The sequence below is a fragment of the Candidatus Neomarinimicrobiota bacterium genome (genome assembly GCA_012964825.1).
Lineage (GTDB): Bacteria > Fidelibacterota > Marinisomatia > Marinisomatales > S15-B10 > UBA2125.
The window spans coordinates 16664-39525 of the sequence record DTTI01000073.1; the positions used below are offsets into that span (position 1 = coordinate 16664).

General features: G+C 46.3%; 22 protein-coding genes and 1 pseudogene. 11 read left to right on the forward strand and 12 right to left on the reverse strand.

The window, feature by feature from the left end; translation table 11 throughout:
- Position 1 precedes the first annotated feature (1 nt).
- Complete coding sequence (locus EYO21_07045; protein HIB03559.1) at positions 2-181, reverse strand: 50S ribosomal protein L32; 180 nt, start codon at positions 179-181, stop codon at positions 2-4.
- A 1-nt stretch (position 182) separates the two neighbouring features.
- Complete coding sequence (locus EYO21_07050; GenBank protein ID HIB03560.1) at positions 183-698, reverse strand: DUF177 domain-containing protein; 516 nt, start codon at positions 696-698, stop codon at positions 183-185.
- A 176-nt stretch (positions 699-874) separates the two neighbouring features.
- Here EYO21_07050 and EYO21_07055 point away from each other — a divergent pair.
- Positions 875-973, forward strand: a pseudogene (locus EYO21_07055) (FmdB family transcriptional regulator).
- Between the two features lie 1101 nt (positions 974-2074).
- Here the strand turns inward: EYO21_07055 and EYO21_07060 are convergent.
- From EYO21_07060 to arsC, 10 genes are all read right to left on the reverse strand, one after another.
- On the reverse strand, positions 2075-2875 hold the full coding sequence (locus EYO21_07060) for an SPOR domain-containing protein (GenBank protein ID HIB03561.1): 801 nt from the start codon (positions 2873-2875) through the stop codon (positions 2075-2077).
- Positions 2876-2892: 17 nt separating this feature from the next.
- A complete protein-coding gene (locus tag EYO21_07065; GenBank protein HIB03562.1) occupies positions 2893-3315 on the reverse strand; it encodes a nucleoside-diphosphate kinase in 423 nt (140 codons plus the stop codon).
- A gap of 2 nt (positions 3316-3317) precedes the next feature.
- Entirely contained in the window at positions 3318-4193 is an 876-nt protein-coding gene (sucD, locus tag EYO21_07070; GenBank protein ID HIB03563.1) for a succinate--CoA ligase subunit alpha, read from the reverse strand.
- Complete coding sequence (sucC, locus tag EYO21_07075; GenBank protein HIB03564.1) at positions 4190-5356, reverse strand: ADP-forming succinate--CoA ligase subunit beta; 1167 nt, start codon at positions 5354-5356, stop codon at positions 4190-4192. The genes sucD and sucC overlap by 4 nt, the downstream gene beginning before the upstream one ends.
- Positions 5353-6312, reverse strand: coding sequence for a carbamate kinase (locus EYO21_07080; GenBank protein ID HIB03565.1), 960 nt, complete (start codon positions 6310-6312; stop codon positions 5353-5355). The genes sucC and EYO21_07080 overlap by 4 nt, the downstream gene beginning before the upstream one ends.
- Positions 6309-7625 carry a GTPase gene (locus tag EYO21_07085; protein HIB03566.1) on the reverse strand — a complete coding sequence of 439 codons (1317 nt, stop codon included), beginning with the start codon at positions 7623-7625 and terminating at the stop codon, positions 6309-6311. The genes EYO21_07080 and EYO21_07085 overlap by 4 nt, the downstream gene beginning before the upstream one ends.
- Before the next feature lie 144 nt (positions 7626-7769).
- The gene (gene pruA / locus EYO21_07090; GenBank protein HIB03567.1) at positions 7770-9398 is read right to left on the reverse strand and encodes an L-glutamate gamma-semialdehyde dehydrogenase; all 1629 of its coding nucleotides are present in this window, start codon (positions 9396-9398) and stop codon (positions 7770-7772) included.
- Between the two features lie 87 nt (positions 9399-9485).
- Complete coding sequence (locus EYO21_07095; GenBank protein ID HIB03568.1) at positions 9486-10622, reverse strand: peptidase M19, renal dipeptidase; 1137 nt, start codon at positions 10620-10622, stop codon at positions 9486-9488.
- 28 nt (positions 10623-10650) lie between these two features.
- Complete coding sequence (locus tag EYO21_07100; protein HIB03569.1) at positions 10651-11421, reverse strand: sulfite exporter TauE/SafE family protein; 771 nt, start codon at positions 11419-11421, stop codon at positions 10651-10653.
- Positions 11422-11423: 2 nt separating this feature from the next.
- Positions 11424-11777, reverse strand: coding sequence for an arsenate reductase (glutaredoxin) (gene arsC, locus EYO21_07105; protein HIB03570.1), 354 nt, complete (start codon positions 11775-11777; stop codon positions 11424-11426).
- A gap of 203 nt (positions 11778-11980) precedes the next feature.
- Between arsC and EYO21_07110 the strand changes: the two genes are divergently transcribed.
- From EYO21_07110 to EYO21_07155, 10 genes are all read left to right on the forward strand, one after another.
- On the forward strand, positions 11981-12988 hold the full coding sequence (locus EYO21_07110; protein ID HIB03571.1) for a rod shape-determining protein: 1008 nt from the start codon (positions 11981-11983) through the stop codon (positions 12986-12988).
- Between the two features lie 6 nt (positions 12989-12994).
- Positions 12995-13780: a rod shape-determining protein MreC gene (mreC, locus tag EYO21_07115; protein ID HIB03572.1), complete on the forward strand. Its 786-nt coding sequence runs from the start codon at positions 12995-12997 to the stop codon at positions 13778-13780.
- Positions 13780-14271 (forward strand): rod shape-determining protein MreD, encoded by a 492-nt coding sequence (gene mreD, locus EYO21_07120; protein ID HIB03573.1) that lies wholly within the window; start codon positions 13780-13782, stop codon positions 14269-14271. The genes mreC and mreD overlap by 1 nt, the downstream gene beginning before the upstream one ends.
- Positions 14261-16054 carry a penicillin-binding protein 2 gene (gene mrdA / locus EYO21_07125; protein ID HIB03574.1) on the forward strand — a complete coding sequence of 598 codons (1794 nt, stop codon included), beginning with the start codon at positions 14261-14263 and terminating at the stop codon, positions 16052-16054. The genes mreD and mrdA overlap by 11 nt, the downstream gene beginning before the upstream one ends.
- Positions 16051-17271: a rod shape-determining protein RodA gene (locus EYO21_07130; protein ID HIB03575.1), complete on the forward strand. Its 1221-nt coding sequence runs from the start codon at positions 16051-16053 to the stop codon at positions 17269-17271. Before mrdA ends, EYO21_07130 begins: the two co-directional genes overlap by 4 nt.
- Before the next feature lie 98 nt (positions 17272-17369).
- Entirely contained in the window at positions 17370-18209 is an 840-nt protein-coding gene (locus EYO21_07135) for a tetratricopeptide repeat protein (GenBank protein HIB03576.1), read from the forward strand.
- Positions 18210-18247: 38 nt separating this feature from the next.
- Positions 18248-19087 (forward strand): hypothetical protein, encoded by an 840-nt coding sequence (locus EYO21_07140; GenBank protein HIB03577.1) that lies wholly within the window; start codon positions 18248-18250, stop codon positions 19085-19087.
- A 40-nt stretch (positions 19088-19127) separates the two neighbouring features.
- Positions 19128-20363 (forward strand): hypothetical protein, encoded by a 1236-nt coding sequence (locus EYO21_07145; protein ID HIB03578.1) that lies wholly within the window; start codon positions 19128-19130, stop codon positions 20361-20363.
- Positions 20350-21543 (forward strand): hypothetical protein, encoded by a 1194-nt coding sequence (locus EYO21_07150; protein ID HIB03579.1) that lies wholly within the window; start codon positions 20350-20352, stop codon positions 21541-21543. The genes EYO21_07145 and EYO21_07150 overlap by 14 nt, the downstream gene beginning before the upstream one ends.
- Position 21544: 1 nt before the next feature.
- Positions 21545-22837 (forward strand): hypothetical protein, encoded by a 1293-nt coding sequence (locus EYO21_07155; protein HIB03580.1) that lies wholly within the window; start codon positions 21545-21547, stop codon positions 22835-22837.
- Positions 22838-22862 lie beyond the last annotated feature (25 nt).

Consider the following 22862-nt stretch of genomic DNA (forward strand, 5'->3'; position numbering starts at 1 on the left):
GTTAGCTGGTAGGTGTGGTTACCGGCCTGCCTCTATAATAGCCACAGTTGGGACATGCCCTATGGGGCATCTTGGGCTGATTACATTGCGAGCAACTTGAGATGGTTGCTTCCTTCGTTTTCCAATGTGTCCGCCTTTTTCTACTACGGGCTTTTGACTGTTTTCTTTTTGGAAGTGCCATATTAATTCTCCATGTCAGATAGGTTTATTTCTTTCATAGGAGCCCAACGTTCATCCATCTCATTTTTTTCACATTGACAGCTCGAAGAATTCAGGTTTACGCCGCATCCGGCACACAGTCCTTTGCACTCTTCGCTACAAGTTTCCTTCATGGATTTCTCAAGAGCGATCGAATCTCGTAAAGCCGGTGAGATATCAATTTCATTTTGATCTATGGGGAAAAGCATTATATCAGAATCTGTGGACTCATTTATGATAGAAGCGTCTTCTGTGACAAGTATTCGGAAAGTGCCATTCACTGTTCTACCGAAAAGTTTTAGGCATCGGTCACAGCTCTCTTTCAAATCAGCGGTAACTTCACCTCGTATATCCAGGGTAGAACCGCTTCTCTTGATATTCAATGTTACGGGAAGATTATCTTGAATAAAGGACAAATCGTCAAGTCCCAAATTGCTGACTGATGCAGTGCAATGGAGTGCCTCCGATGATTCATACAGTTCCCGTCGAGAAAGTTTCATAACAATGATTGCGAAATTACCCTTCTAATAAACTCCAAGTCAAGCATTCCTGTTGATGCTGGTAAAAAAAAGGGGCGTGTTGCCCCTTTTTTCATCAGTTTTATTGCTTCAAGAATTAAGTCTCCTCAGACGATTCGTCCTCATTTTCATCGCTGTTATCCGCACTTTCATCTGAGTCATCGTCTGATTCTCCCGATTCTTCTTCGTCATCCGATAAAGAATCTGAATCGAAGGACCAATCATCCTCATTTTCCAGCTCCAGTTCTTCCTCATCTTTCCTTTCTAGGAGATTTTCTTCATCGGTTTTCATCCTGAAAATTATCACAGCAATCGTCTGAGCCACAATCTCCACACTGAGTCCGTATGAGAGTACGGTGCCGACGATTAAGAAAAGTGATGTGGCAATGAATACAGCGCCGAAGTATTCCATTGGGCCAAGGGCTCCGGATGCATCTGGGAGATAGACCGTAGAGAGTAACCCGTCAAAAGTAAGAGCTTCAGTGATGGGAGAGATCGGTTCCAAAACCTTATCAGAAGCCCAAGATACCATTCTGCCAAGTTTCGATCCCATGAGTGAATCATGTCCGAAAACAATATTGATAAGGCCGTAACCCATGCACAAGAAAGAAGAGAAGATGGTCACACCTGCATAAACAAGTGCATAGAGTAACGGGAGATAGAGAAGTGTTCTCCACGGTTGTGACCAGGTTATGGAGTAATTCTGGAAGACGGCGCCCATTGTGTCCTCTTCCATGGTGCCCACAACGGCATGGGTGAAAAAGATCGATACAACCAGGACAACTATAGTGTAAGCCACAAAAACAGAACCGAAGAACCAGAGCAGGTAGGGTATACCGAAGAAAAGTTCACCGAGATACGGAATTTTTCCGATGAGAGCAAAGACAGCAGCAATGACGACGAAAAAGAGCACAATGACTGCAATGGAGAGATGAGTAAAAACAGGCGCATGCCAGTGTTTCTTAACAAACTTCCATGCGTCGCCAGAGGAGTAAAATTCGTCCCCTTTGAGTTGCTTGTAAGTCACTCGGGCTACAGCTGTAGCACCCAGTAGAATAGCCACGATCCAGGCGAGACATCCCAAAAGCCAAACAACCAAGGCTACCGAACCGTAATCATTTCCTATGAGGCATGGGTAGAGTCCGTATTGCGACCACACTTCTCCCATAGACCAGCCGTTTAGGAGGAAGGAGAGATGAGTGATAACAAAGTAGGCAACATATCCCACGAGGTTTGCTTGAAGAAGAATCCAGATTTTTTTCCCTCCCAGTGCAAGTCGCGGCGCCCTGAAAATGTCCCTAACGTCAAAGTGAAGTTTCATAGGTTGCATCTTTTAACCCTTTATTGATTTGATTAAACTACTGATCCACGCGGACTTTGTCTATCCAAGCAACGATACCGGTCCTTGAGTTGATTTCATCAGCTGCTTTCTTTGCCTCATCCCGCGAGTTAAAGGCACCAATCCGTACCCTGTACCAGAATTTGGTACCCGGACGTGCTTTCTGAATATAGGCATCAAAGCCCATTTTTCTAAGTTCACCCATTTTCCCTTCAGCTTCTTTTAAGGTCGATTCAGAATAGATCTGTATGGTAAATCTCCCTTCAACTGAAGCTAATTGATCTGCTTTTGGCGCTGGTGGTGGTTTTGGTGACTTTTTCTTTACCGGTTTAGGTTTTTCTTTCACAGGGGGAGCCGGGGCTGGTGAGGGAGGCTCCGGCGATGGTACCTTAGGAGCTAGAGGCTCTTCAAAAGTTACCGTTTTTTCAACAACTTCTTCTGTTTCAGCAAGTTGGGTGTCAACCAAAATTTCCGTCGTAGTGGAAGACGAAATCTTGAAAAGATATTCATTGCTAACGATGGCCTCACCAGTGCTATTGAAGATGATCAATTCAAATTTGTAGTCACCCGGGGCATCGGGCTGGAATGCCATTTCGCGGCCGCCCTGGCGAATATAGAGGTTACTGTAAGTGAGCAAGCTTTCATTCGGAAAAGAGAGAATATCCCAACCGTAAGACGGATTTTCCACACCCACAGGCTTTTCAATCTGAATGCTGTAATAGTTGCCAACCGTTCCCTGGTGTGAACTATAACTCTCACATGTTGTTAATGTTAATGAAAGAACAGATAGAAGAGGAATGTATAGTTTCGAGAATGGCATACGTACTGAATGGGCGTTTAGTCGGTAGAAATTTCGAGGGAAGAAAAGAAAAATGCAATTTCTTTTACTGCATTCTCATTAGAGTCAGATCCGTGAACGGCGTTGTTCTGAATGTTCTCGGCGAAATCTCTTCGAATTGTCCCTTCATCTGCCTCTTCAGGATTGGTGGCACCGATCAATTTTCGAAAAGATGTCACGGCACCCTCTTTTTTAAGTGCCATGGGTACGCACGATCCTGAAGTCATGAATTCAACAAGGTTGTTGAAGAAAGGCCGCTCCCTGTGAACAGCATAGAAAGCTTCAGCTCTTTCCCTGGTAAGCATTACTTGTTGCATGGCGAGGATCTGAAAACCGCCGTTAAGAATTCGGTCAATGATTTTCCCTGTATTGCTTTTACTGACTGAGTCTGGTTTTATAATTGCTAAAGTGTGATTGCTCAAGTTTAGTTCTCCAATTGTTGCTGCATTGCAATTCCAATATCGGCCGGACTTGCCACCACCGAAATCCCAGCATTTCTGAGGGCTGTCATTTTATCTTCCGCCGTCCCTTTTCCCCCATCGATGATGGCTCCTGCGTGCCCCATTCTTCTTCCAGGAGGGGCTGTTTGGCCCGCGATAAATGCCACCACCGGTTTATTAAATCCGGACTCTTGCATCCATGCTGCAGCTTCTTCTTCAGCTGAGCCGCCGATTTCGCCGATCAGAACGACACCATCGGTACCGTCATCCTCAGCGAAGAGCGAGAGCAGATCGATAAAGGTGCAACCGATAATAGGATCACCACCGATGCCGACACATGTGGACTGACCGATGTTCAGCTCCGTCAGCTGGTACACTGCTTCGTAGGTGAGCGTTCCGCTTCTTGAGATGACGCCGATTGGGCCCTCTTGGTGAATAAAACCGGGCATGATGCCAATCTTTGCTTTTCCAGGAGAGATAATGCCGGGGCAGTTTGGCCCAATCATTCTGGTATCTGTTTTACGAACGAAGTTTTTCACCTTTACCATATCCGCAGCCGGAATACCTTCGGTGATACAGACAACAAGTTCAACACCTGCATATGCAGCTTCCATGATGGCATCGGGACCGAAGGGAGGGGGAACGAAAATGACGGAAGCGTTGGCATCTGTTTCATTGACAGCTTCCGCAACGGTGTTAAAGACGGGCAAGTCAAGATGTGTTTGTCTGCCCTTTCCGGGAGTGACACCGCCCACCACGTTTGTCCCGTAAGCAATCATCTGTCCACCGTGGAAAGACCCTTCCTTTCCAGTAAAGCCCTGGACAATGACCCGAGTATCTCTATTAAGGAGGATGCTCATCCCTGTGTAGCCGCCTCCACCGCTTTTTCAGCACCATCTTTCAAGCTGGTAGCAATAATGAATTCAAGAGGGGATTCTTCCAGTAATGTGACGGCTTCTTTAGCGTTTGTTCCCTCAAGTCTGACAACCACGGAAACTTTTACATCCATGGTGGAAAGGGCGTCTACAACACCTTGGGCCACGCGATCACACCGGACAATGCCGCCGAAAATATTGATGAGAATAGATTTTACGTTAGGATCAGTAAGGATAAGCTTAAACCCCCGTGAAACGGTTTCAGAATTAGCAACACCGCCCACATCTAGAAAGTTGGCAGGTTCTCCCCCGGATAGTTTAATAATATCCATAGTGGCCATGGCGAGGCCCGCGCCGTTAACCATACATCCTACATTACCGTCCAACTTTATGTAATTAAGCTGGTAACTGGCGGCATCGGTTTCGCTGGGCAACTCTTCTGAGGTATCTCGCATCTCAGCCAAATCATTGTGACGGTAAAGACCGTTGTCGTCAAAGTTCATTTTGGCATCCAGCGCCATCACCTGGCCGTCGCCTGTAACCACCAGGGGATTGATCTCCGCCAGTGAACAATCATAGTTATCAAACGCTTTCCAGAGGGCCATAAATGTTTTAACGCCATTCTTCAACTGATCGTCATCCAGCCCAAGAGCAAAGGCGAGCTGTCGCGCCTGGAAAGTTGTGAGGCCAAATTCAGGATAAATCCAAACTTTTATGATCTTTTCCGGCGTCTCCGCTGCCACTTTTTCAATCTCAACACCACCTTCTGTTGATACCATGAAAACAAAATTTTCTTTGGAACGATCGAGAACAATTCCAGCGTAGAACTCCTTTGCAATGTCTACTCCTTCCTCAATAAGCAGCCGGTTCACCTCTTTTCCTTCCGGTCCCGTCTGATGGGTTACAAGCTTCATCCCAAGGATTTGATCAGCCAGTTTTCGTACCTCCTCCATAGTCTTGGCAATCTTGACACCACCGCCCTTGCCGCGGCCACCAGCATGAATCTGTGCTTTCACCATCCACAGATCGCCGCCTATTGCTTCCGCCGCTATCACGGCCTCATCAACAGAAAAAGCAGGGATGCCCGCCGGTACCGGGACGCTGTTCTGTCTGAGAATCTCTTTCGCCTGATACTCGTGAATCTTCATGACTGATTAGTTATGACTGTGCCTGTTTGTCCTGAAAGTGCTTCAGCTACGGAATCGATGGCAGAGATGAGCACCCGCTCACCACCTCTTTTGATGAAATTCACGGCAGCAGAGATTTTCGGTTCCATGGTGCCGGGTGCGAACTGTCCGTCTTTTAAGTGTTTTTTCGCATCTCTCATTGTCATGCGGTGAATAGGCGCCTCGTTTTTCTGTCCAAAGTTAAGAAATACAGTTCTGACGTCCGTCAGAATGAAAAAATCGCGAGATCCAATTTCGTTTGCTATAATGGCCGATGCAAAGTCTTTGTCCACCACTGCATCAAAACCTTCCATGTCGCCATTGTCAATGGAGTACACGGGTATACCTCCACCACCGCCGGCGATCACAATTATTCCAGCATTCACCAGTTCTCGGATGACATTCGCCTCCACAATTGAGATTGGTTTCGGCGAAGGGACCACCCGCCGCCAGTCTCCCGATGATGTCTCTCTTACAGTCCAACCGTAACGGTCAGCCAAAGAAGCAGCTGTTTTTTCATCATAATGTTGGCCGATCTCTTTGGATGGATTTTCTATTTCAGGATCATTCTTATCCACTAATACCTGCGTGATTATGGTGACCACATCTCTATGAATATTTTCACTTTTCAGAAGGTTTTGAAGAGACTGCTGGATCATGTATCCCATGCCGCCTGCAACATCCGCCACGCAGATTCCCAAAGGTAGGATAGGTGCCGTGTCAGCGGTGAGTTCCGTTCTTAGCAGGGCGTTTCCCACTTGAGGTCCGTTGCCGTGGGTGATGACAAGGTCGTACCCTTCCGAAATAAGGTGCATGATGGCGCTCATGCTCTCCCGCGTGTGGCGGAATTGGTTGGTGATGGTATCCACTTCTTTTTGGGGAGAGATGGCGTTTCCTCCCAGTGCCAGAACGGCGGTCCTGTTTCCGTCCTGTGTCATTTCATGAAAGGAGTCAATACCTCAGCTACTGTCGGTTTTCCGATCTCTTTCAAGTCGTAAGTTACACGTACCGATGGCTTTTCAATATGGAGTACTTTACGCAGATCTATAGGCGTTCCAATTAACACCGCATCACAATCGGCGGCATTGATGGTACTTTCCAGATCTTTTATTTGCTGTTCGCCGTAGCCCATGGCCGGTAACAGTTTTCCAATGTCGGGATACGTCTCAAACGTCTCCGCAATTGTTCCGGTGATCCAAGGCCTCGGATCGACGATCTCACTGGCACCGAACTTCTCCGCAGCTACTACGCCGGCGCCGAATTTCATTCCACCGTGTGTCAGGGTGGGACCATCTTCCACCACTAGGCACCGTTTTCCTTTGATAGCATCAGGTTCCTCAACTTTCACAGGTGAAGCAGCTTCAATGACGGTGGCGCTGGGATTAACCGAGGCTATGTTAATTTTTACTGTTGCTACGTTCTCAGGATCGGCTGTGTCCACCTTGTTGATCACTAACACGTCTGCCATCAGGAGGTTTGATTCGCCGGGATAGAATAACAGTTCATGTCCGGGTCGATGGGGATCTACGACCACAAGAAAGAGATCGGGCTTGTAGAACGGCATATCGTTGTTACCGCCATCCCAAAGGATAATGTCTGCTTCCTTTTCAGCTTTGTCAAGAATGGCCCCGTAATCGATGCCAGCGAACACTACCGATCCGCGGACAATGTGAGGTTCATATTCCTCCATCTCTTCGATAGTACAGTCGTGCTTTTTCAGGTCCTCTATGGTGGAAAATCGCTGGACTTTCTGTTTTGCTAGGTTGCCGTAAGGCATGGGATGACGAATGATGGCCACTCTTCTTCCTACATCGGTCAGCACTTCTGCCACCCGTCGACTCGTCTGACTTTTCCCGGATCCTGTTCTAACGGCGCCGATTGCTATTACCGGCTTATTAGATCTGATCATTGTCTTTTTGCCGCCCAAGAGCTTGAAATTTGCCCCACACTTGAGGACTTCTGACGCCTTGTGCATAACGTATTCATGGGAAACGTCACTGTAGGAAAAGACAACATCATCAACCTTCATCCCCAGTATCAATCGAGACAAATCTGCCTCGTCCAGGATGGGAATTCCATTGGGATAAAGCTCACCACTGAGCTCAGGTGGATATCGTCTGCCTTCGATGTTGGGGATTTGCGTCGCAGTGAAGGCTACTACCTCACTGTGAGGATCGTTACGGTAGATTACGTTGAAATTATGAAAATCACGCCCGGCGGCCCCCATGATGAGGACTCGTGTTCTGTTCATATCTATTCAGGCCTTTCGTAGCTTCTGATTTATTCTAAAAAAACTCCATGCCGAAACAGTTGTGCAGGAGTTGCTAGAAAAGGGGGAAGCGCTAACTAAATCCGAAAAAGTTTCTGAACCCGAGAATTCTTTGGATAAACTTAATCATTCGTCAGCCATGAACGGGTAGCGGTAATCCTTGGGGGGATCGAAGTTCTCTTTTACGGTTCTCTGGGAGACCCAGCGTGCAAGGTTCCAGATAGAACCCGCCTTGTCGTTTGTCCCTGATGCTCTGCTGCCGCCGAACGGCTGCTGGCCTACCACCGCTCCTGTAGGTTTATCATTGATATAAAAATTTCCTGCGGCATGAGTAAGTGCTTGAGAGGCATCATCAATGGCTTTTCTATCCTGAGCAATAACACATCCTGTCAGGGCGTAGATGGATGTCTGATCAATCAGTTGCAGTGTCTCCTGCCATTTATTTGAATCGTAAACAAAAATAGTCAAGACAGGGCCAAATATCTCTTCTTCCATCGTTTTGAAGTGAGGATCGGTAGTAATGATAGTGGCCGGTTCAATAAAGTAACCAACCGAATCGTCATATCCTCCCCCAGTGAGAAACTCGGCGTCGGACGATTCTCTTGTGTAGTCGATGTATTCGATAATGGAGTCGAAAGCGGCCTTATCGATGATTGCATTCATAAAGTTGGTGAAATCCTCTACATCGCCCATTCTGATGGATTTCACCTCTGCCACATATCGCTCCTTGACCTCTGGCCAGATGGTTGACGGAATGTACGCCCGCGAGAGGGCGGAGCATTTCTGACCCTGATATTCAAATGCACCCCGGACCATGGCGGTCACAAGTGCGTCGGCATCGGCTGATTCATGAGCTATGCAAAAATTCTTACCGCCTGTTTCACCGACGATTCGGGGATAGCTTTTGTAATTGGCGATGTTCTCGCCCACTGTTTTCCACATACCTTGAAAAACAGCTGTTGATCCAGTGAAGTGTACCCCGGCCAGGTCCGGATGACGCATGACCGTGGGGCCCACCTTTGAGCCCGCTCCCGGTATAAAATTGATGACACCGTCTGGGAGTCCGGCTTCCTTGAACAGTTCCATAAAAAACCAGGCAGGATAGACAGCGCTTGATGCCGGTTTCCAGAGCACCACATTTCCCATAAGAGAAGGTGCTGTGGGGAGGTTAGCCCCGATGCTGGTGAAATTGAAGGGACTCACCGCGAAAACAAAACCCTCCAGAGGACGATGCTCGACCGTGTTTTTAGTGGGGGGTGGAGAATGCATGGGCTGATGGGTGCTGAGTTCCTGTGCATAATAGGGGTTGAAGTTGAAAAAGTCAGCCACCTCACAAGCCGCGTCAATTTCTGCTTGAAAAACAGTTTTGCTCATGTTAAGCATGGTAGCAGCATTCAGTGTTTGCCGCCATTTACCGGCAACCAGTTCACCCATTTTGAGGAAAATTTTTGCCCGTTTTTCAAATGGAGTAGTAGACCAGCTTTTCCAAGCTTCTGTGGCTGCATCAATGGCCTGGTTCACTTCCGATTCACCAGCCTGATGAAAATGGGCGAGAACGTACTTATGGTTGTGAGGGATGATACACTTTCCGATATTGCCGGTCTTTACCTCCCGGCCACCGATTATCAGTGGGATCTCAATCTCCTGACCTTTCAACTCATCGATTTTGGCTTTCAGTTCATCTCGTTCGGGCGTTCCGGGTGCATAGGATCGAATAGGATCATTTTCAGGCTTAGGAACAACGAAATCACTCATGAGTCAAAATCCTTTCAGCTTTAGAGTTCTTAGGAAACGAGCGAGCGAATTTAGGGGAAGATGGAAGTTGTAGGCAAGGGCAAGGTCTCACCACACTTCTCTGAAGAGCCTCTCCCAATTTTTTCCTAGAATTTTTTCTACGCGGTCCACACTGTGACCTCTTTCCAAGAGTTTATTTCCGATCATTTCCATCCTAAGCGCTGAATTCATGTCTTTAACAAAGAAAAATTCATCTTCCCTCGGAGCGGCAATACCTGCGGAATTCCTGATTTCAGCAAACTTTATGTGTTGAGCTATGTATTCATCAGTGACGACATGTGGGGTGATTGACAGATCACTGCCGATTCCTACATGATCCTCTCCGCACACATTAACGGCATGTTCTATGTGGGCTAAAAGATGTTCAGAGGTTGGTTGATCATTTGCATTCAAAAAAGGCATCATATAAATGCCGATGACCCCTCCGCGATTAGCCATCAGTTTAAGTTCTTCATCGCGTTTGCTTCTGGGATGATCATAGACTGCTTTGCAGCCACTGTGTGTTATGGATACAGGCTGATCAGATGCGAGGATACTCTCGCGAGTGGTTTTAGTTGAACAGTGGCTTAGATCAATGAGAAGACCCATCTCATTCATCTTATTGACTACTTCCTTACCGAAGCTGGTTAGTCCGCCAGCATTTGGTTGCAGACATCCGTCCCCTACGGAATTCTTAAGGTTATATGTGAGCTGAACTATCCGAATTCCAAGATTGTGAAAAGTGACTAGAAAATTCACATCTTGTCCAAGCATATTTGTGTTTTGAAACCCGAAAATCAACCCCAATTTTCTATCTTTTTTAGCTTTAAGAATGTCGCCAACTCTCCTGATTTTCATCAGAAACTCAGGATGTTCTGCAATTTCCCTTTCCCAATAACCGATGCTTGACACAGTTTGTTCAAAAGCTTTATCACCTATTCCGCTGTTGACTGTAACATTTACTGCTGTAATTCCTGATTTTCGGCTGTTACTCATCATTTCATCGGTTAATGGGCTGTCCATTCTTCCTGGAACGTTAAAAGGGCCAGGCGAAGCGAGATTGTCAATTATGACAGATCTGTCGTAACGAAAGTGTCCACTTGGTGGAGCAGTTTGGAATGAACCGATTGATATGCCGGTTGCGGGAAGAATAGCAGCGGTTAGAGTTAGTTTTGTGAATTCTCTTCGCGTAATGCGTTTGGTCATAATTGTGTCCCCAACATTACCATTATAGTTAAATAATCCCGCCACCCAGCGCCACGGAGACCAGAATCAAACCAATCCCAACGATCTTTCGGATTTGATCCATGGTCACTTTTTTTAGAACTCTCTGACCGATAAAGACACCAAGAAACGCCGCCGCACACGCCGCGCCCATGAGTGCCATATTCTCCCCGCTGATGGATGAAAGATTTACACCGTAAACAGAGATACGTGTAATGTCAACAAGGCAAGCGATGGTTACACCCGTCCCAATGAACGCTTTTTTGCTCAATCCGGAACTGGCCAGGAAAGCACTCCGCATGGCGCCCTGATGCCCGGAAAGCCCGCCAAAAAATCCACTCACCAGTCCGCCCACAGGTAGGAATTTGGGACCAAACTGGAGATTCTTATTTTGTGGCAAGAGATCAAAAAGTGCAAAGAAGAATATCAGAACGGACATGGTGAAATTTACGGGTAAAATGACCATTTGGTAGCCCGCCAATGAATAGGACAAAAGAGGGGGCTGTTCAGCAAGTTTCACCAAAAGTTTCGCTCCGCCGTAAGCAGCCACAATAGCGATAAACCCAAACTTTGTTAGAACATCAATTTTGCAATGGCGACCGAAGAGCGTCAGTTTTAGCAAGTTGTTCGCCAAGTGGACAACAGCAGTGGCCGCCACGGCGGCTTGCGGAGGAAAGAGAAGAATCATAGCTGGTAATAGGAGAGTACCTAGGCCAAAACCTGAAAAAAGTGTCAGCCCGGAGGCGACAAAAGCAACAAGCGCAACCAGAAAGTAGTCCAAAGCTATTTTAACAGTTCAAGGACCTTTTCCGGAGGCCGACCCAGCACTGCCCGCCGGCCAGTTACAGCAATGGGGCGCTCCATCAGTTTGGGGTGCTTCGCCATTGCGCTGAACAGGATGTCATCATCCTCAAGGGACTTTTTCATGTTGAGCGTCTTAAACTCGGCCTCGCCTTTTCGGATGAACTGATTTGGTCTGAGACCCATCATTCCTGCCAGGGATCGTAGTGTCGATTCATCGGCGGGATTCTTTAAATATTCGATGATCTTCGGTTCAACCCCGTTACCTCTGAGAAGCTGCACGGCTTCCCGGCTTTTTCGTCAACGGGGATTGTGATAAAGTGTGATCTTACTCATCAGTGGAAACTCCTTATAAAGTTTGTCATTTTTTCCTTGTCCAATTTAATGCTCAAGCTAGACCCCACCGATTCTAATCTCTCTATTATGATTGATTTAGACAGAACTTGTAGGTAATTTTGAATCTCCGCGATTAATCCGAGGAGACCACTTTACAGAACATTCATCTTTCGAGTGAGCAGGTGAGTATAGTCAAGAATGGTATAGGTTCGGCAGGCTGGGTATCCGGCGACATAGCTATAGACTTAGGAACGGCCAACACTTTGATTTGGGTTCGTTCCAAGGGTATCATCATTAATGAACCTTCCATCATTGCAAGAAACATAAATGACGGATCCGTTCTGGCTGTAGGCAAAGAGGCCAGCTTGATGGTTGGGAAGACACACCGGGATATTGAAACCATCTGTCCTCTCAAGGATGGTGTTATTGCAGACTTTGAAGCGACAGATGGGATGCTCCTCGGTTTTGTGAAGAAAATCAATTTCAGTCCCATTGCACGGTTCAAGATGGTGATCTGCGTGCCGAGCGGTGTAACGGGGGTAGAGCGAAAGGCGGTGCGGGATTCTGCTGAGCGCGCAAACGGAAAAGAAGTTTACCTTATCGAAGAGCCGGTGGCTGCTGCGATAGGAATCGGAATAGACATTTCCCGACCGGTGGGGAATATGATTGTAGATATTGGCGGTGGCACCTCCGAGATCGCGGTCATCGCTCTCAATGGGGTAGTAACCAAAGAGACGATCAAGATCGCCGGCCACGAAATGGATGAAGCTATTGTTCAGTGGTTCCGCAATGAGCACAAACTTGACGTTGGTGAACCAACGGCTGAGAAGATCAAGATAAAAGTCGGCAGCGCAATGCGAATGGATGAGACGCCTATCCAGATAAGGGGGCGGGACTTGGTTTCAGGTATCCCCAAAACGGTTGAAGTCTCCTCCGACGAGATCCGTCAAGCTTTGAAGGATTGTGTTACTCAGATCGTCGATGTAATCAAAAGAGCACTTGAAAAGACACCCCCCGAGCTCGCCGTTGATATCCTTGAAAGGGGTATTATTCTTACCGGTGGCGGTTCAATGCTTAAAGGGCTTGATCAGAATATCAGGGAGAGAACAAATCTTCCGGCAAACTTATCTGAACGTCCCCTCACAGACGTGGTGAGAGGCACCGGTATGGTTTTATCCGATATTAAGAAGTACACAGATGTGCTTTTGTAGCTGTTGATGCGAAGGCTCGTCGGCTTTATTGTTGATAATCGTGACTGGTTCTTTCTCACTTTCTCAGTAGCACTCTCACTTCTCCTCCTTTCGAATAACGAGTCACCTGATGTTCAGATCCTCCGTGGGAAGGTCAATTCCGTTCTGTCCGTCATTTACGCACCCGGGAACTGGGTACAGGGGATTGGTACCCTGAGGGAAGAGAATGACGTCCTTAGAGCAAAGGCTGTGCAGCTCTCTCTTCTCAATTCTGAAATGTTGCAATACAAGACCGAGAACGAGCGTCTTAAAGCCATGCTGGATTATAAGGAATCGGTGGGCATGTTTCTTTTGCCTACCCGGGTGGTCAGCACTGGACTTTCACCGCTCATGAAAGTGGTGAACATCAATGTCGGTTCTCAACAAGATGTGAGGCCTAACCTTGCCGTGGTAAGTGTTGACGGTGTGGTGGGAAAAACCGTCTCAGTGGGTCCGACAACAACCGTGGTTCAGCTTATGACGGACTACAGCTTCCGGTTGAGCGTCAAAATGGAGAAAAGCGGGACTATCGGCATTATGCGCTGGAGAGAAGGAGATGTCTTTGAAGTGTGGGAGATCCCCAAAGCTACGGGGATTGAAGTAGGTGAGAGGATTGTCACTTCGGGCTACAGTGACATATTTCCACCCAATCTGGCTGTGGGCTATGTTACAGGCACCATTGACCAGCCTGAAATGCTGCACAAGGTCGCTGTATCGAAAGCCAACACCGATTTTACCACTTTGGGTCATCTGTTTGTCATAGGCGGTGAATAATGGCGAATCGCGTTGTACCTTTTTTGAACGGTTTGGCCGTGCTGTTTCTTCAGATGATCCTAAGCGATTTCCTCACCATAAGGGGTCTCCGGCCTGATTTTATTCTTATATTCGTGGTTTATCTTTCACTAAGATGGGGAAGTCTCACAGGAGTTGTTGCCGGTTTTACCCTTGGGCTGGTGGAAGATATTTTAAGCGCCGGTTCGCTCATGGGCCTTGCACCACTCACGAAGTCACTCACAGGATTCCTGGTGGGAAGGCTTCAGGGGAGGTATATCCGTATGAGCCCAGTTACTTTTCATGCTGCTTGGGTCGGAATAATGATGGCTCATTTCTTCATTTTCATTTATGTCAATTATCAGTCTGTTTTTGAGACCAACTCAAGTATCTTTTGGAAAACCTATATCTTCTCTGCAGTCTACACATTCATTTTCATAGGTATGTTTCAGGTGATCAAACCCCTCAGCACCATCAAACCACCTGCTAATTGAGAAAGCTGTGCTGAGGACAGAAATTTATGTTCCTGTCCGGAGACGGGACGTTTCTTTTGCGGTGATCCTGCTGTTGTTTGCTTTGCTGTTGGGGCGGTTTTACTACCTTCAGATTTATCGACATGACCAATATAAACTTGTGGCCGACGCGAACAGGGTTCGCATGGTTACCAACCCGGCGCCACGAGGTCATATCCTCGACAGGAACGATAAAATCCTAGCGGCTAACCAATCCATTTATGCTGTTTCAGTTATCAAGGATGAACTCATTGATGAAGATGTGCAGATGAGTATGATGGCCAGATATCTCGATCGGGATCAAGAGGATCTTCAGCAAAATTTAAAGAAGTATCACCAAGGACGTTTCCTACCAGCTCTTATAGCAAGGAACGTTACTTTAGACAAACTGAGTCTAATTGAAGAACACAGGAATGAGCTGCCCGGAGTTTTCTCTACAAAATTTCCGGTGAGATTTTACCCCAGTATGACAGATATAAGAGCTTCCCATGTCCTCGGCTATCTTCGTGAAATCACTACAGAAGAGCTCAATGCCACGGAGGAGGGTGATTATGCGTTAGGTGACTATTCTGGCTTTCAAGGGCTGGAAAAGTATTATGAGTACTTACTGAGAGGTGTTAAAGGTGTTGAATTCAGGCAGGTTGATGCTCTGGGGAGGGAAGTGGGCACTTTGATCGATCGCAAACCGATTCTCTCCAAGCCGGGGGAAAGCTTGCGCCTTACACTGGATGCGGGCCTGCAGTCAAAAGCGGAATCATTGCTTGATGGTAATCGAGGCGCCGTGGTGATTATGAATGCAGAAACAGGTGGAATTCTCGTCATGGCCAGCAAGCCCGATTTTCCACTGAGTGATTTTTCCGCCGGCATGAATCTGGACAAGTGGCGGAGTTATTCCGCTGACGTAGACCGTCCCCTCTTTAACCGGGCCGTCCTTGGGCTCTATCCACCCGGTTCTTCAATGAAACTTATAACAGCCATCGCTGCACTTGAGCGAGGTCTGGTGGATGAGAAGTGGAGCATTCAGTGTACGGGTAGTTACGAATTTGGCGATCGGACATTTGGATGTTGGCGACAGAATGGACATGGTCGTGTAAATCTTTCGAGGGCAATAGTAGAGTCGTGCAATGTTTACTTTTATCAACTGGTTGAGCGAATGAACATCGATACATGGGCTGCTTACGCGAAACTGTTCGGTTTTGGAATGCTAACAGGGGTAGATCTGCCAGATGAAAGCAATGGCCTGGTAGCGGACAGGGCCTACATGAACAAAAAATACGGGCGGTGGGGGTGGGCCAAAGGATCGCTTCTGCACCTTTCTATTGGCCAAGGCGACATTTTGGTAACACCTCTGCAAATGGCCCAGTTTATAGGAATTGTTGCCATGAAAGGGGAGAAGCATCGGCCAAGGCTTGTGGAAAAAAGTACGATAGACGAGACGGTAAGAATACCGATAAAATCAGCCACTTGGAGAGCCATTCACAGAATGACATTTGATGTTGTGAACAAGAGTAGTGGTACCGCCTTTGACAAAGAATTGGCAGCATCCGATGTGAGGGTGTACGGAAAAACAGGTACGGCTGAGAATCCCCACGGAGATCCTCATGCTTGGTTTGTCGGTTTTGCCGAAGGAGAAGGCGAGACTTTTGTCATCAGTATTATTATAGAAAATGGCGGGACAGGAGGCTCTACTGCTGCACCCATTGCTGCGAAATTAATCAAATCATATTTCAGAGTGGGAAGCGCCAACCTGGCCGCACAGTCATGAACTTCTACAATAAACTGAAAGATGCCCCTCTTCACTGGCTCGTTCTGGTTTTCATTCTGAATGTATTTGGTCTTATGGCTCTGTACAGCATTTCCCAAGATAGTGTTACCCTTTCCATGTCATCCCGTTTTGTGAAATTTCTCTTCTGGTTTTTTCCTGCCATTGGAACTTTTTTCTTCTTTTTTGCCATACCAAAGCGATTTATTCACGAATACTCCTACATCGCTGTTGTGCTCGCTTTCGCTTCACTTTTTCTCCCTTATCTTACTGGACCTGTTGCAGGAACATATCGCTGGGTATCACTGAGCGGAGTCAGTTATCAGCCGGCTGAAACTATGAAATGGCTTGTTATTATTGCCCTTGCAAGATACTTGTCAGATAACAGGTTCAAGCTGAAAAAGGCCCGGTCTATGTTCGTGCCCATTGTTGCAGTTCTTATACCGACCGTTGTTGTTGTCAAACAGCCGGATTTAGGTTCGGCTGTCATTGTTATGGCGCCGCTGATCCCGCTGCTCTATTGGGTAGGCGTCAAACCTCTTCACATTTTTCTGCTGTTAGCACCGATATTGAGCATCATCACTGCTTTTAACTATTACACTTTCACAGCCTGGATAATTCTGATAGCTGTTGTTCTGTATCTCTCCCAGACGACACTTCGGGTTATGCTGACTAACTTCTTTGTGAATATTTTCCTCGGTCTGCTGACTCCTTTACTATGGAACGGTCTGCATATTTATCAGAAGGAACGCGTGCTTGTTCTTCTTGATTTGACCCGAGATCCACTGGGTGCTGCGTATCAGGTGATACAGTCTCAGACAGCCATAGGCTCCGGCGGCCTCTGGGGTAAAGGCTTCGGGCGGGGTACTCAGACACACCTGAAATTCCTCCCTGAGCAGGAAACAGACTTCATATTTTCAGTTATAGGAGAGGAATTTGGATTTATTGCTGTGGCATTCATTCTGGTTCTTTTTGCCGTCCTGGTGCTTGACATGGTTCAGCGTGCCTACAGAACTTCGGAGCGTTTCCCCAGCCTCGTATTGTTCGGTATTGCTGCACTTTTTATGTCTCACATCTTCATAAATGTTGGTATGACTGTGAATCTTCTACCAGTAAAAGGTTTGCCTTTACCGTTTATCAGCTATGGCGGGACTTTCCTTGTTTCCTGTTATTCCATGCTGGGTCTGGCCATGAACATGAGCGTTGAGACCAACGATTGAATAAACCGGCCTTACTCTCAGAAACTGCTTGAAGTATGACCACTAAACAGATTGGTGAAATTGACAAATAGAGGTAAATTTGACTACGTTAATACCTGATGAGTAGCCCAATTTGTCTTCTGGCGACTATGAATCGCAACTCTGCCTCCCAATTTTCCCGTCTTTTTCCACTTTTTTTCTGTGGTGTTTTTATTACTGCTTTTACCACGGCTCAGACCCAGTCATTGCAGGATAGAGATTTGAAAGACAAGGTGTCCACACTGGAGACGCAAGTGAACCAGTTGCTTGGTATTGTCATCCCTGATGTGGAAAATGCAATGGAGAGTATGGTCCGGGCGAAAGCTCAATCCGACAGTACCACCATTTTAATCATTAACCGGATCAACACGATCCAGAACAAAATAAGAACTCTAGAGAGCAAAGCAGCTTACACGGACAGCATCAACTTTCAGCTCCTTCAGCAGCTGATGATGATTGAGAATAAAATTGTTACGCTGACACGAAGTTTCAATGAACTTTATGATCTCAAATCAGGCACCATTGATGTCTCAGCATCTAGGATTAGCGGTGATGATTATAAGAGAAGCTATATTGGTGCTCTGAGTTCCTACAATGATGGTAACTATGACTTGGCTATTCAGGGATTTGGGCGCCTAGTAACAGGAGATCCTGATCACAAGCTTGCAGATAACAGTCAATTCTGGCTTGGCGAATCCTATTATGCTTTGAAGAACTATAAACGGGCTGTACTTGAATTCGAAAAAGTTTTCCAGTTCAAAGAACAGGACAAGTGGGACGATTCACAGTTAAAGCTTGGAATCTGCTATCAAAAGATTGGCAATACTGAGAAGGCAAGGGCTGAGTTTCAGAAGCTGGTAGACCATTACCCCGGCAGCGAATATTACCAGCGAGCGCAACAGTACCTTCGTCAGTTGTAACCCGCTATTCTATTTAGATATTTTTGGAGATTCAATAAATGAAAATATATTTTCTTGCATCTGAGATTGTTCCCTTTTCTCAGACATCTTTCCTCGCGACTTTTTGCAAAAATGTCCCAATCAAGCTTCAACAGCAAGGACACGATATCAGGCTTACCTCCCCTAAGTACGGATATATCAGTGAGCGCAAGTATACTCTTCGTGAGGTGATCCGACTCAGAAAGATCGAATCAGAGATTGGCGGCGAGATTCAAATCGCTTCAGCGAAATCAGCTTTTATTCCAAAAACAAGAGTTCAGGTTTACTTCATGGAACATGCTGACTGGTTTCAACCATTAACAACACTTCTCTACAAAGCGAAGAACGGCCGGCCGCTGTCTGATAATGATAACCGGTTTGGTTTTTACAGTAAGATTGCGCTAGAAATGCTGGTTAATCTTTTTTGGGCGCCTGACATCATAATCTGTAACGATTGGCAATCGTCTTTTGTCCCTATCCTTTACAACCAGCTTTTTTCCGATCTGGAATTCTATAAGGGTATCAAGACAGTCCAGCTTATTCACTCAATTGATGATTATTCCAAAGTTTCAGCTTCATCCTTCGAAAAGCTGGGAGTGGAATTGCCAAAAGAGTTTGCTCGCGATGAACTCAATTGTCTTGCGGTAGCTGCCACAAATGCAGATCTTGTCATTGCTGTGGATGGTCCTAATGCCAAGATTTCAAAGGAACTTTCAGGCCATGCAGACTTTAAACCCCATATTGCTGGCATCAAGAAAAAACTTAAGGTCATAAATCTAAAGAATGTAGATGAAACTTCAGTTGAATCAGCCGCTGACAGTATTCATAAAATTCTTCAACACACTTTCAGCTTGACATAGGCCTTTCCATTTTAGTTTTCATCATCTCTAAGACCGGCGAATGAATCATCTCGGCTTAAGGATTCCCTGCACCATCGTTTCACTTTTCCTCATTTCCTGTGAAAGTGAAGCTTTTGTCACAAATTTGGATGATGCTCCGCTTCAGTCCCAGGTAGCCTCAACAGCATCTTTCCAGTTTAAGACTTATCAGGTGCCGCCAACTCTTGGAGGACTACACAGCATCTATGTGGGACGCAACGAACAATTTGACGCTTCCCGGACGCTGGTGGAATTTGAATCTCATACCATTTTAAACTGGGCAAACTTTGAGATAGACAGCGGTTATTTTCAGTTCACGCTGGACAGCACTTTCTCTGGCGATATCCCTGATGAAAGTACAATTACTATGGGTTATTTCAGGAGGGATTCCAACTATGTTGAACTGGAATCTAACTACACCAATGTTGACTGGATAACTGAAGATTTCCCAAAGCTTTCCTCCAGATTTGCCAGTGATACCACAGGACTGATACATCTTCGGTTCTCCGTGGACTCCACACTTGTTACAACCCTAGGCGATACAGCGGAAGGGAGCTGGCTCTATCTGCTGGGGTCACCTGAAGACTCTGATTTCATGCTGAAATTTTATTCTTCTGACAGTCCTATCTATGGACCTATTCTGAGAATATTCATGCATCAACCAACAGATGACTCAGACACCTCAGAAACAGTTGTGGACTCGACCCGTGTTTTCAACGGTCAGTCGGATGCGACACTTTTCATTCCACCCAGCTTGGAGAATGGCCTTTTTGATTCAAGCTACAGTTACATTGGCGTTGCAGCTGGTTTGGTGACAGTTGTGAAAGCTGATTTAGCTTCCATGAATATTCCCAAAAATGCATCCGTGGGGCGAGCCAAGCTAATACTCACCATAGATGAAGCCCACAGCTCAGCAGGAGCGCTGGACTCACTGTTTTTCCAGGCTTACGCGCTGGAAGACACTGTCACGAACTGGGGTTGGGGAGAAGTGCTGACTGAAGACATTTACAACCATCTTACTGCCTCCTTTGCCAGATCCTTTTCAGCGGCACCAAGTGGATCAGTATTGAAACTGGATGTGACCGATTTACTTCAGTCTCTTATCAGTGAGAGAGAGGTTGATGATAAAACTATTGTGAATCTTGGTTTTAAGCTGAAGATGATTAATTCAGGATCGATTTTTGATTATGCGGCTGTGCGTTCTGACAGTTCAGCCCTGGGGCAGCCGTTGCTGGAGCTTTTTTATGAAATTCCGTAGTCTTTTCTTTCTACTGTTTTCCACTTGTCTGGTGGCTCAATCGCCCTACAATGCTGTAGGTCACGGTATTATTCTAGACAGTCCAGATGCGGCCAGTCTCGGACTCTCCAGTACAGGGCTAATCCCTTCTTTCAACAGCCGTTTTTCACCGTCAAATCCAACAACTTGGACCGATCTCGTTTTTACTTATCTCATGGGTCATTATAACGCAAAAGAAGTGAGCACCGAGGGTTTTCGCTCCGGATTCGGTACCCTGTCAAGTGCTGCTTTAATTGTTCCGATTCAGGGTAAATATGCTCTTGGCTTGGGGATGACCCCAGTAACACGTAAATCTTTTGATTTGATGGCAGATACCACTTCAGAGGTCTTTTCTGGGGATACGCTTACCCTGTCAAAAACAATGGACGGTTCCGGTGGTATCAGCACAATGTTTGCAGGCGCTGGTTGGAAGGTCTCACCAAAACATACCATCGGAATTCGATTCGATTTCCTTTTCGGTGTTTACGATGAACACACCGTCAGCCACATAGACTATAGATCATCCGATTATGCCAGGAGATTTGCCTACAAAGGGACCATGCTATCGGGGTATTACCGATTTGTACCGACGATTGAAAACCGGCGTTTGTCGGCGTTTGCAGGTTTTCAATTACCCTTTGGCAATCAGTATATTGTAAGAACTGATTTATTTACATATGTTGAACCGGACGCACAACCTAGAATGAATTTTGTCTTGCCCTCTACTCTCAGCGGCGGATTGGTATACCACATTTCGTCATCAACTCATGCCGGCGCTGAAATGTTCATCAGATCTTTTGGCTCCCCGGAGACAAAAAATTTAAATACGCTCGATGGTGAAGTTGGTAAAGCAAACAGAATAAGCATTGGACTAACACGCGAAAAGATCTATGGTTCAAGGGATATTATGGACAAGGTCCACTACCGTGTTGGATTTTTCCGAAGGTCACACTATATTCGCGGGCCCAAAAATAATCTGACTGAGATGGGGTTATCTTTCGGTATTGGCGTTCCTTTCGGGCTGACTCAAAATCAGCTGGATTTCGGCTTCAGAGTTTCGCAGAGAAGCGGGTTCCTTACCGAAGATCCTGAATCAATAAATCAGTTTTCAGTCGGACTTACTCTTGGTGACCTGTGGCTGGTAAAAGGTAAGAGGAGATAACATGACTTTTTATTCCTTGAGAGAAATTTTCTCCTTTAAAACTGCGCAAGTTGTCATGCTTGTGGCACTCGTTTTTTCAGCATGTGTACCTCCTTCCCCTGTTGAAGAGGAATTGGCAGCACCCGAACCAGTGAGTGAAGAGCAATGTTTACGACTTTTAAGCAGTGCTGCTGAGTACTACAAGAACAAAGACTGGAACTCAACTTCGCGAGTTTATGGTGAGCTTGTTGATTTGGGATGTGATAAGGGCAGTGAGGAGGAAATTTTCCAGTACTGGGCCATTGCTTATGAATTCCTCGGCAGGTTCGACAGTTCAGAATATGTACTTCTTCAGGGCTTGAAGCGTCTTCCTGACAACGTCAATTTGCGCAAAAGGCTAGCCTATGCTTACAAGAGGTTAGGAAATGCTGAAAAAGAAATTTTTGAATATGAAAATCTCATCGACCTAACGCCTGATGATTTAGATCCGTTAAACAGCCTCAGTGAACTCTACGCCAAAGTTGGCCGCTACGACGACCAGGTTTTCGTGCTCCAGCGGATACTGGAGATTGATCCTAACAACAAAAATGCTCAAGGTGACCTTGCTCAGGCTTTTGAAGCCACCGGCAAGGATCCTCTGGATATCCACCGGCGGAGGTTCGAAGACAATCCGACCAACTATTCTTTCGGGATCGACCTTGCCGATCAGCTTATGTTAGCTGGAGAGGAAGAAGAAGCTGTGGAGGTATTGAACAAACTCCGCCGCGATGGTGGTAACAGTGGATCGGTGACCAACAAACTCGTTTTGCAGAAACTGGCTACAGCATATTCTGAGATTGATAATCTTGAATTAGCTTCAGGTGCTTACGAAAAACTTTACGATCTTGACCCCAGGGATTTCAAAACAATTTTGGAGATTGTGAAGGTAAACACTGCTATTGGCGATTATGGAAAGGCTATGAAATGGGCCGAGGAATCCATTAAAACTGCGTCTGATAATGGTGAATCATTCGGTGCGAAGGGAAGTGTCTACTACGCCGCATTTCAAGATTGTCGCGAAAACTTTCCCACCACTAATGACAAAATAGTAGCAGCACTTGCATACAACTACTTTAAAATGGCCGAAGACAAAGGTCACAACAGGTATAAGCGTGATCGTATCTATCTCGAAAATAACCGTGACGACCTTGTTTTCGGTCAAACTGACTGGTTTATGCTTGATGAAGATGTAAAGCGTCAAGGTTCTATTTCCCCGAAAAGTGAATGCTATGCGTGGGTCTCAGAACCGATAAAGAAAGACCCAAGCTGGAATTAACCGTAATACCACAGATCATTATTAA